5 protein-coding genes are annotated in these 10587 nt (G+C 41.8%); 3 read left to right on the top strand and 2 right to left on the bottom strand.

Going from position 1 to position 10587, the window contains the following annotated elements; genetic code table 11:
• Positions 1 to 340 precede the first annotated feature (340 nt).
• Positions 341 to 3724: a glycoside hydrolase family 2 TIM barrel-domain containing protein gene (locus P1X15_RS25750; protein ID WP_277341016.1), complete on the top strand. Its 3384-nt coding sequence runs from the start codon at positions 341 to 343 to the stop codon at positions 3722 to 3724.
• A 53-nt stretch (positions 3725 to 3777) separates the two neighbouring features.
• Here P1X15_RS25750 and P1X15_RS25745 read toward each other — a convergent pair whose 3' ends face one another.
• Entirely contained in the window at positions 3778 to 6582 is a 2805-nt protein-coding gene (locus P1X15_RS25745; RefSeq protein ID WP_277341015.1) for a pitrilysin family protein, read from the bottom strand.
• Between the two features lie 280 nt (positions 6583 to 6862).
• Here P1X15_RS25745 and P1X15_RS25740 point away from each other — a divergent pair, with 280 nt between their 5' ends.
• Entirely contained in the window at positions 6863 to 7477 is a 615-nt protein-coding gene (locus P1X15_RS25740) for a YigZ family protein (protein ID WP_277341014.1), read from the top strand.
• Positions 7478 to 7532: 55 nt separating this feature from the next.
• Here the strand turns inward: P1X15_RS25740 and P1X15_RS25735 are convergent, their stop codons facing one another.
• On the bottom strand, positions 7533 to 9788 hold the full coding sequence (locus P1X15_RS25735; RefSeq protein ID WP_310586046.1) for a S9 family peptidase: 2256 nt from the start codon (positions 9786 to 9788) through the stop codon (positions 7533 to 7535).
• Positions 9789 to 9958: 170 nt separating this feature from the next.
• Here P1X15_RS25735 and P1X15_RS25730 point away from each other — a divergent pair, with 170 nt between their 5' ends.
• A complete protein-coding gene (locus P1X15_RS25730; protein ID WP_277341012.1) occupies positions 9959 to 10537 on the top strand; it encodes a Crp/Fnr family transcriptional regulator in 579 nt (192 codons plus the stop codon).
• Positions 10538 to 10587 lie beyond the last annotated feature (50 nt).

The raw sequence follows: 10587 nt of genomic DNA, 5'->3' as shown, positions 1-10587 counted from the left end.
TTCTTCCTTGAAGCGCTCGAAATTAAAGGATTCGTCAGTTTTCATTGTGTCTATAAGTTAAAACTAAGTTACTTATTTTCCCCCTTTGATTCAATTTGGGGTGACACAGTTTAGTTTACAATCTCGATTTAAGGGTTAAATAGGTGCTAGTAATGTCTTCTATTACAGGTTATTATAAGTGCTTTGTATTCTGTTTGGTATACTTTCTATTGCAAATAGTATACAAATGCCTATCCAATAATCTATTTGCTTTTTTCGTTTTCTTTCTATTGGTTATGCCAAAAGTGCTTTTATTTTGTAAGATTGTGTTGCGTTTCTTGAATTTAACCCGCTATGAATTATGCGCAATTTAAGCGTTTTTTTATCCCTCTTCCTAACCTATGTTGGATTTGCACAAGATTTGCCCGATTGGGAAAACCCCGCCGTTATTAGTCGAAACACTGAACGGCCTCATACTACTCTCATTCCCTATGCCGATGAAGTATCTGCATTAAAATTTGATAAAACAAGCTCTCCTTATTTCAAATTATTGAATGGAACATGGAAATTCAAATGGGTATCTCACCCATCTAAAGTGTCTGGCGATTTTTTTCAATTGAATGTAAATACCTCTACTTGGGATGATTTGCCCGTTCCTTCTAATTGGCAAGTGATAGGTGCCAAAGAAGGGCGCCCTTACGACCGCCCCATTTTTACTAATATCAAGCATCCTTTTCCAGCAAATCCACCGCGTATTGTAGCTGATACCAATGCGGTAGGTTTGTATCGAACTTTCTTTAGTTTGCCTTCTAACTGGCAAGGACGCGATGTTTTTTTACATTTTGCGGGAGTTCAGTCGGCATTTTATGTATGGGTCAACGGCCTTCAGGTGGGGTATCATGAGGATGGAATGACTCCTGCTGAATTTAATATAACAAAAAACCTACGGGCGGGAGACAACCAAATTGCGGTTCAAGTAATCAACTGGTCAGACGGGAGTTATCTCGAAGATCAAGACTTTTGGCGACTTTCGGGGATTTTTCGGGATGTGTATTTATATACCGTTCCTACGATTCACATTAGGGATTATTATGTCGTAACAGACCTAGACGAAAATTATCAGAACGCTACCTTTAAAGTATCTACTTTCGTTAAAAATTTCTCTTCTCAAGTCCAAGATAAATATCAAGTCAAATTTAAGTTGTATGATCCCGACGGGAGAATTGTCCAGACAGAATGGATTAAAAACATCCCGATGATGGACCCCAAAGATGAATCCTACTTGAATCTGACCGCCACTATTCCGACCCCTGCACGCTGGACTGCCGAAACCCCCAATCTGTATAAACTTACGATGCAAGTAGTAGACGGAGAAGGCCGAATCGTAGAAGTTCTGAGCAATAGAGTAGGTTTTAGAGAAGTCAACATCAAAGGAGGACAATTGTTGGTCAATGGAAAACCTGTGTTGTTGAAAGGGGTAAATCGCCATGAATTTGACCCCAATACAGGTCGTACTATAAGCCGCGAGTCAATGATTAAGGATATTGTATTGATGAAACAGCACAATATCAATGCGGTAAGAAGTTCACATTATCCCAACGACCCGCTTTGGTATGACCTCTGTGATGAATACGGTCTGTATGTCATCGATGAAGCCAACATTGAAAGCCATGATTTGTGGCAAAACAAAGGAGTCATATTGGCCAACAATGCTGATTGGAAAGATGCTTTTGTAGCTCGTGGAAAAGTAATGGTAGAGCGCGACAAAAATCACCCTTCTATTATCATTTGGTCGTTGGGAAATGAATCGGGTATGGGACGAAACTTTCAAGATATGGCTCAAATCATTCGTCTTATTGATCCTACTCGACCCATCCATTACGAAGGGCGAGCCAACTACCCCAAGTCTTTTGAAGATCCAGAGCAGCCTGTTACAAATTTTGACATCAACGGCACCATGTACCCTTCAGTAGCAGTAATGGAAGCAATGGTAAAAAAAGACCCTAATCGGCCCTATATTATTTGTGAGTATGCACATTCTATGGGGAATAGCGTCGGGAATTTGAAGGATTATTGGGATGTCATCGAAAAAAATCCCCATATGCAAGGTGGCTTCATTTGGGATTGGGTGGATCAAGGGTTGTTTTTAAAAGATAAAAATGGCCGTTCTTACATAAGTCATATCAACCATATCGACGGTGCTAATGCTGGAGATGGGCTTGTAAATCCAGACAGGGTCCCTCAGCCCGAAATCAATGAGGTGAAGCATGTTTATCAGTATGTAAAATTTACACCTAACGATACGATTGCTCCTTCCAATACAATCGTGACGCTACAAAACAAATACGATTTTTTGAGTCTAAGTCCTTTTAAGTTAGTGTGGGAGCTCTTAGAAAATGGTAAGTCTATTCAAAAAGGACAAATCAATGATTTGAATGCATCGGCAGGAAATAGTCAAAAGCTATCAGTACCCTTTGTGATACCAAGTACGGGTAATGGTGCCGAATATTTCCTTAATTTAAGTCTCCAACTCAAAGCCAACACCGCTTGGGCTTCGGCAGGGTATGAAGTAGCTGCTGAGCAGTTGTTTGTAAAAGCCCCGATTTCGCCGAAAACTACCGTGACTTGGCCCTCTACTTCTACCGTAAAAGTTGGACTAGTGCGAGGTGGGGGAATCCAGCTCACCAATCCCCATTTTAAAATGATTTTTGACCGTAAGGTAGTAGGAATTAGTTCTTGGATTTATAAAAATAGAGAATTGATAGTCAGTCCTTTACAGCCAAATTTTTGGCGAGTGCCAACCGACAATGATGAAGGAGGCGGTAAAGAATCTTTTGCAGAACGCTGGCGTACGGCTGGCCTTGATAGCCTCCGACGGCTGGGTGGGGATATTAGAGTAGAGCAGATTAGTCCGTCTATTGCACGGGTACATACCCAAAGCACATGGGTCGGCAAAGGGGGTATCAACTTTGTAGTTAGAACTGTTTATACCGTTTTTGGTTCGGGAGATGTAGATATTAATAATTCAATTAGTATAAATGGTACTAATGTGCCTCCCTTACCCAAAGTAGGGATGCAGTTGCAGATACCTGCTTCTTTTAGAAATTTGACTTGGTATGGACGTGGGCCTTTTGAGAGCTATTGGGATCGGAAGTCTGCGGCCAAAATTGGGGAATACAGTGGTACAGTGGCTGAGCAGTATTTCCCATATATCATGGCGCAAGAAAATGGCAATAAAGCAGATGTTCGTTGGGCCGCCTTGACCGACTCATTGGGTTTTGGAATGATGGTAATGGGTGCCCCCGCCCTCAACTTTAGTGTGCGAGATTATACAGAAGAAGATTTGCTCAAAGCCAAGACGACTCAACAATTGGCGAGAGGTATGACTACAACCTTAAATCTAGATTACCAATTGATGGGGCTAGGAGGTGATGATAGCTGGACTCCGCGCACCCATCCAGAATATCTTTTGGCAGAAAAAGAATATAGCTATGGGTTTAGATTACGTCCCTTTGAGCCTAGTGTTTCTATTGCATCGATTACGCAAAGTTCTTTGCCCGAAATAACAGCTCAGTCTAAGGCTGTCTCGCAATTAGGCGCTCCTGCTGACATCGTAAAAGACGGTACCACTACGCAGTCAAATGATGAACAAGAGGCCGCCATCCAGAAAGCAGAAGCTCGTAAATACATTAAAAAGAAGCCTGTTAGACGAAAACCCGCACCAAAAAAGAAGCGGAGAAGATAAAACAAAAAAAGTCAGGGAAGCCTGACTTTTTTTGTTTTTAAAAGAAACTCATTCTATTTTTTCTCGGGGAGCAACACCACTTTGATGAAGTTGTCATTACTTAAGTATTTGTTGGCCGCCGCTTTGGTGCTAGCTACCGTGATTTTATCCAATTGCTTTTCCCAATCCAAAAGATGTTTGGGGTCTTCACCTTTGGTATAAGCATCGATGAGTTGATTTTGCCAAAAACCGTTTTCTTTCATCTGAACTTCGGTCGCACGGCGAGTTTCGGCTTTGAACTTATCAATATCGGCTTGCGTGGCACCATTTTTCTTGATTTCATCAATCACCGCCAATGTTTTGACGCCAAGCTCTTCGACGCGGTCGGGGCCAGTTCCGTAGCCAATACGCAAACTATAACGAGGTGCAGGAATTTTGCTGTAACTAGCACGAGCGCCAATACCATAGACCCCGCTTTCTTTTTCGCGAATTACCTCAATCAGTTTGATGTTCAAAATTTCTTCGAGTGCATCGAGTTGCCAGTTGTTGTCGTCGTTGTAGTCATAATCACCGCTGAATACAAAAGTCGCTTGGCTTTTTTGCTCGATACCTTTGTAAACTTTTTTATCAATTTTGCCTTTAGGAGCGCGGATTCCCAAATCACGGAAAGACTCTTTCTGGTTTTGGGTAGGCAACGCTCCCAAGTATTTTTCAAGCAAAGGCTTGAGTTGCTCTACTTTAAACGAGCCTGTAAAGAAGAAAGTGAAATCCGCAGGGTTGGCAAAGCGCTCTTTGTAAATCGCGTAAGCGCGGTCAGCATTGACCATGTCCCAGCGCTCCACACTGATAGGCAAGCGGCGGAAATTGTAATTGCCTAGCACCGTATTGAGGCTATCTTGGAATACCATCTCGGGAGAAGGCGACGCCTTCATGTTTTGAATCGCCGAGCGTTGAGTATTCAAAAACCCTTTGATAACATCATCGTCTTTGCGAGGTTTTGTAAAATAGGCATAGATAAGCTGAAGTGCAGTTTCTACATCCTTAGGACTAGTATTTCCTGAAAAACCTTCTTCAATTTCACCCACGAAAGGACTCACATTAACTACTTTGCCCGAAAGGTATTTTTTAAGAGCACTTTGGCTAAATTCGCCTACGCCACTTTCTTCTACTACTGCATCAGAAAGCCCCGCACTCATAAAATCTTTATCGTCATAGAGTGAAGTTCCACCTTGACTACGTGCACCAATGAGAATTTCGTCGTTTTTGAAATCGGTAGGCTTCAATACTACTTTTACTCCGTTGCTAAGGGTGAGTTCGGTAACACCGATTTCGGCGATTTCTTTACTAGAAACTGTGCGACCAGCAGCGGGTAGATTTTCGACCAAAGGTTTGTTTACCACTTTATCTACATAGGCAGTTACGCCTTTGCCGGCGGTATTAATCCATTCCAACACCGTGGCTTCGTTTGGTAATTTGGCTTTGTCTTTTTCTGACGACATCACAATCACCGTACGGTTGTCGTTGGTCAAGTATTTGTTGGCTAGGGTATTGACTTCATTTAGTTTGATACCTCCTAGCTGTTCTTTTACAAACTCATATTGGAATTCGATACCAGGCGTTGGATTTTCTTCTAAGAAATGAGCCATGTATTCGTTGACATAATTGGCCGAACGCGTTTTATCTTTTTCTTTGAAACGTTTTTCGACACTTGTCATCAATTGAGCTTTTGCCCGCTCAAGCTCGGTATCCGTAAATCCAAAGTTTTTGGCACGTACGCCTTCATCCAACACTGCTTTGACGGCGCGTTCGAGATTGCCGTCTTTGGCTACTGCGATGTTGAAGAAAGAATCATAGTCGCCTAAGAAGCCACTATAACTAGCATTTCCAAACAAAAACGGAGGGTCAGCTTGCTGCGTAAGCTCTTGCAAACGAGCTTGGAGCATTTGGTTAAACAAGTTGCGTTTGAGCGATTCGCGCGAATCATTCAAGGTTTTTTCCTCTGCTTTAGGGAGTTTGGTAATGATTTGAGCCATCATATAAGGGAACTCTGGATCGGTTACGATGGCTACGCGTGAACCTTTGAAATCTGCAATTGGAAATTTACCAAAAGGCTTGGGTTTCACTGCTTTGGGAATAGCTCCAAAACGCTGCTTAATGGTTTTTTCTACTTGGTCGATATCAAAATCTCCGACGGCAATAATAGCTTGCAAATCAGGCCGATACCATGTTTTGTAGAAATTGCGAATGGTCTCATGGCTAAAGTTCTTCAGGATATCTTCCGTACCGATGATATTGCGTTTTCCATATTTAGAATCTCCCACTAAGATAGGAAGCCACTTATCTCTCATGCGTTGTTGGGCACCTTTGCCACCACGAAGCTCTTCTAAGATGACACCCCTTTCTTTGTCAATTTCTTCGCCGTCCATGCTTAGGTTATGGGCCCAGTCTTCTAGTACCACAAAAGCCTTGTTAAAAATATCGGCTGAGTCGGTAGGGACTGGAAGCTGATACACCGTTTGGTCTTGGCCAGTGAAGGCGTTGAGGTCGTCGCCAAATTTGATACCCGCTCTCTGAAGAAAGCTTACCAGCTCGTTTTTAGGGAAGTTTTTAGTGCCATTGAAGGCCATGTGTTCGGTAAAGTGAGCCAATCCATTCTCTTTGTCTTCTTCTTGAATGGCCCCTACTTTGTTGACTAGGTACAGCTCGGCTCTTTTCTTAGGTTCTTCGTTTTTACGAATATAATAAGTCATGCCGTTAGGCAACTTTCCGTACCTTACCTTAGCATCAAAAGGAATAGGCTTTTTTAAGTCTGTCTGAGCAAAGGCTGCATTTACCCAAACGAGTACTACCGCAAAAAGCAGTAATTTAGGTTGTTTCATGGGTCAAATAATTTAAGATGAAAAATAGGATTGAAAGGTAAAATAAGTTCTTTGGATAAAATTTCACAATCACTAATGGATAAGTGGTTGTAACTAAGTTTGCGGTCAAATTGATAATTTTGTCCGAATTTAAAAAACGAAATACTTAGTTTTTTTGTGAATAAACCATATTGATAATTGAAATAGGATATTTAGATTGATAAATTCAACGAATTGACAAAGTTGGGATATTTTAAAAACAATAAATTGTAAGGCATATTATTTAACTATTTTCTAGGCCATGTTGTTTGACGATACATATAAAACGATAGTCACTCCAGTAGAAGGTTTTTTTCGTGACAGAGGGAGTAAATTTTTAGCATTTGCCTATCCTATTCGTCAGGAAGAAGATACTAAACCCTATTTAATAGCCTTGCGTGAACTTCATCCCAAAGCTGTTCATCACTGTTATGCGTATCGGCTCGGACTCGACCGGAGTCACTTTCGAGCCAACGATGACGGTGAGCCTTCGGGAACGGCAGGTAAGCCTATTCTAAACACCCTCTATGCTCACGACCTTACCAATGTTTTGGTAGTGGTGGTCAGGTATTTTGGTGGTACGTTATTGGGAGTACCGGGGCTTATCAATGCTTATAAAACCGCCACCGAGGAGGCTCTTAAAGAAGCGGAAATCATAACAAAACATGTCAAAGATGTATATCGTTTGGTGTATCCTTATGAGCAAATGAACGAGGTAATGAAAGTAGTCAAAAGTTTTGAGCTGATTCCTAAAAATCAGCATTTTGACAATCAATGTAGTCTTGAACTAGAGATTCGTAAAAGCTTACTTAATCAAGTATTAGGTAAATTAGAAAAGATTGAATATTTGGATTTATCTTATGAAGGGACTATTTAAAGAGAAATAGAGTTGCCCTTCCTATAATTTGGAATCATAGGAAGGGTTTTTCTTTCTATAAGTTTTTGAGAACCCAGTCGGTCATCATTTGATAGCGGTGCATGAGCGTATTGCCACCACTGATGCCGTGATTACGATTGGGATAATAAAACGAGTCAAATTGCTTCCCTGCTTTGATAAGCGCATTGACAAAATCCACCGAATTTTGGAAGTGTACATTGTCATCGCCCGTACCATGAATAAGTAAAAACTTCCCTTTTAGTTTGTTGACATGCTGAATAGGCGAGTTGTCATCATAGCCTGCCGCATTGTCTTGAGGGCGTTTGAGGTAGCGTTCGGTATAAATGGTGTCATAGTATCGCCAAGTAGTCACGGGTGCTCCGGCGATTCCGGCTTTGAAATAATCGGCTCCGATAGTCATGCAGAGAGAGGTCATATAGCCTCCGTAGCTATGCCCATGAATACCGATTCGAGAAGCATCCACATAAGGGAGAGTGGCCAAGTATTTTGCTCCTTCGATTTGGTCTTGGGTTTCGAATTTGCCAAGTTGGGCATAAGTAGCGGTTCGGAAGGCATTGCCACGCGCGCCCGTACCGCGCCCATCCACCGACACGATGATGTAGCCTTTGGTAGCTAGGAGTTTAAACCAAGCAGTGAGGGCATTAGTCCAAGTATTATTTACCGTCTGAGAGCCAGGTCCACCATACACAAACATCAAAACAGGGTATTTTTTATTGGCGTCAAAATCAGTGGGTTTTATCATCCAGCCGTTAAGATTTGTGCCTAGTGAGGTGGAAAATTTAAAAAATTCTTGTTGAGGGAGATTGTAAGCCGAAAGGCGCTCGCGTAAGGCTTGGTTGGTCTCTAAGGTTCTGACTATTTTGTGAGTTGGAGCTTCGTGTAAGCTGACCGTAAGAGGCTGTTGTGAAGATTGGTGATAGAGTAAATAGTAACTAAAGTCAGGGCTCATATTGATGGTATTAGAGCCAATTTGAGTGCTGAGTTTGACAGGCTGCGGGGAGGGGATTGGCGATGCTTTTTTTGATTTTTTGGCTGCAGGTAGGGCCAAATTCAAGCTATACAAATGCCGCTCCATGGGCGATTCCATTGACGAAGTAAAATACAACACTTGTTTTTTTTCATCAATTCCAAGCAAATCCGTTACTTCCCAATCGCCAGAGGTAAGTTGTTTGAGCAATTTTCCACTCATGTCGTATTGGTATAAATGCTTATAGCCACTTCTTTCGGACGATTGTACAAAAGATTTGCCATCGGCTAGGTAAGTGAGGTCGTCTGTAAACTCCAAATCCACATAAGTCTTGCTTTCTTCACTCCACACAGTTTGGGTTTGACCGTTGGTAGCGTCGGCGTGCAAAATATCCAAACGATTCTGGAGGCGATTCATGCGTTTGACGGAGAGCAGATTGGGATTTTGCGTCCATTTGATGCGTGGGATATATTGGTCGGTTTCGGTGCCTACGTCTATTTTAGTCTTTTGGGTGGTGGTCAAATCATGAATCCAAATCTGCACGATAGAGTTAGGCTCGCCTGCTTTGGGGTATTTATAGCGATAATCTTTAGGGTACAAATCGCCCCATATTTGCATATTGTATTCTGGAACAAGGCTTTCGTCGAAGCGATAAAAAGCAATTTTTTTGCCGTCGGGAGCCCATTCAAAAGCTTTCACAAAGCTAAACTCTTCTTCATATACCCAATCACAAGCGCCGTTGATGATTTCGTTACGTTTACCATCGGTAGTGAGGGGTTGTTCGGTCATGGTGGCGAGGTCGGTCAGGAAAAGATTATTGTCGCGCACAAAAACCACTTTGCTGCCATCGGGCGAAAGCGTTGCCAGCATTTGTTTTCCATTTTTGGAAAGCTGAGTGAGTTTTTTGGAGGTTAGGTCATAAATATAAAAATCGGCTTTGAACGAGCGGCGATAGATTCTCTCTATATTGGTAGCAAGAAGGAGTTTACGCTCGTCGCCGCTCAGCTCGTATGCTTCGAGTTGGATGGTTTGATTGGTGCCTTCTACGCGGACGGTACTTTGGTCAAACAGCGTTTCGACGGCTTCGCCCGTAGCGATGCTGTATTTGATAATTTTGCCATTTTGCTGAGTGGTATAAAATCCGCCAGCTTTCATCCAATTGACGCCCGATACAGTACGTGGTGTAAAGATGGAGCCTTGTGAGCCAAAGATGTCGGTGAGAGAGAGCGTTTTTTGTTGGGCGGCTAAGTGGCCTGCTACCAAACAAACAAGAAGACCGACGGCATATAGGTGTTTCGAGAAAGAGATAGTGGTTTTTGTCATGTACATTGATGAATAGATGAAGGATAAAACACAAAGATAGGCAAAACTTGTACAACCCTTAAATCCCCCATATTGCGGGATTATGGTGATAGGATAGGTTTATGATACTTTTATAGAAAAAACGTCAGAAATAAGAACCTGTATTTTTAGAGCTATTTAAATATACCATTATGTTGCCTCATCTTCTTTTACAAGAGCTTGTCAAGGCCAATGTTTCGTCAGATTCTGTAAGGAAGCTGTTAGGATTTATCAAATTTCAAGAAATAAAAAGCCAGCATTTGTTAGTAAAACCGGGCGAAATATGTGATAAAATTTTTTTGGTATTGGAGGGTGGGTTTGTGTGCCGATATGTGGATGAAGAAAACGAAATAGAAAAAACAATAAACTTTTACTTAGACAACTTACACCCTTTTATGAGTTGTGTCGATAGTTTTTTTTCAGAATTGCCTACGCGCTGCGAACTAAGAGCCATTAGTGGGGCTAAAGTATTGGTGTTATGTAAAAAAGACTTACAAATAGTGATGTCTGATGATATAGCTCTTTTCAAGTTTTATCATTCTATGGTTACTAAGGCATTACAGGAAGAAAATGACCTCAAACTCAAACTTATAGCTTATACTTCTGAGCAGCTTTACCACTATCTGATTGGTCAACTTCCGGTTGTTATTCAGCGGGTTCCTTCGCGATTTATTGCCGAGTTTATGGGTATCTCTCCTGAGTGGCTCAGCAAGCTCAAGCACCGCAAGTAAAGGATGTATTTCTTGAATTAATTCAAGGGTAGTTTCAGATGCGTCGCCGT

Origin of the sequence: Runella sp. MFBS21 (assembly GCF_029433105.1) — a bacterium.
Taxonomy (GTDB): Bacteria; Bacteroidota; Bacteroidia; order Cytophagales; family Spirosomataceae; genus Runella.
Note: the sequence above shows the minus strand (reverse complement) of the source record. Positions and strands in the feature narration are given on the sequence as shown.